The following is a 1,132-nucleotide window of genomic DNA, read 5'->3' on the forward strand; positions in this document are numbered from 1 at the left end:
ACGGCTTCCAGTAATCTTCGGCCACATCTCTATCGACAAGGCACGGCTTGGTGGAGTCCCTGAGAGTTAGGGTAGTCCTCTACCAGTGCGTGGCAGTTGGGTCCACTGTGGCACAGAAAGTGTGTTGTCGAACACCCACACAGCAGTTGGATTTGCGATATTGGGTCCCATGCCGCCATAGAGAAAGACGCGCCCACCTTGCGCAGACAAGCCAGCACGTTGTCTTGCTTCGGGGCCAGAGGAGACCGTCAAGTTGCTCCAAGTTTGACCAGAGTAAGACCAGATCTCGTTTGATAGGGTTGGCTGCTGTGGATCGTATCGGCCCCCAAAAACGTACATTATGCTCCCATCCATGGCGGTGGCATGGCTTTTCAGTGCGGGAGGGCAGCTACTACAGGTAACCTGAGTAACAGAGGCTCCTTGGAGTCAGCAGGGACGATACCATCATATTCCCAAACTTCATTCACAGCCTGAAAAGGCGAGGCCGTCTCACCACCAAACAGGATAACAACATCCCGAGCAGAGTCCCATTCAAGGGATGCAGCAAGAAGGGCGGACCATGGTGCAGAGCCAGAAATGACGGAGGTTGGGGTCCCGCAAGTCGAGGTTGTGGTGCAAGTACCTGAGGGGCCGCTGCATGCACCCAAATCGATCGAAAACCACATCGAGGTACCATTTACAGGACCTTGAATGTACAGAAGGTCGTTTTCTGCACCTGTCTGGGAAGGTCGGAATGCCATAGCGCATTCAGAGGTTTCCCAACCAGCATATGAAGCTAAAAAGGACAAAGTGAGGGTGCAGCCATCAAATCGCCACAGATCCGCAAGTGGTCCGTTGTTTTGCCCACCATAGTAGTAGAATACGTCGTTTGCAGCATCATAGGCACCGCATCCTTCCCCAAGACCGCCGCTAGGACTGCTACCGGAGAAACTACACATCAAAAGTGAATGAGCGCATACGGAAGACTTTGCCAGTGTGGGTGCTCACAAAACTCCCATACATCATTGTTAGTGTCATCACCACCAAACTTGCGGAAGCAACGCGGAGAGCTCTCCCACATGAAGGAGTGGAATCCAGCAACCATTGGATTAGAGGCCGGCGTGATGGATGAGTAGCCGCTTGAGGGCTCCTT

Annotated in this window: 1 protein-coding gene; it reads right to left on the minus strand. The window is 53.2% G+C overall.

The genetic code is table 11. From position 1 onward, the window contains the following. Window positions 1-937: 937 nt before the first annotated feature. A partial coding sequence (locus tag V6D20_23135) for a hypothetical protein (protein HEY9818674.1) occupies window positions 938-1,132 on the minus strand: 195 nt, incomplete at its 5' end.

The organism is Candidatus Obscuribacterales bacterium, assembly GCA_036703605.1.
Classification (GTDB): Bacteria; Cyanobacteriota; Cyanobacteriia; order RECH01; family RECH01; genus RECH01.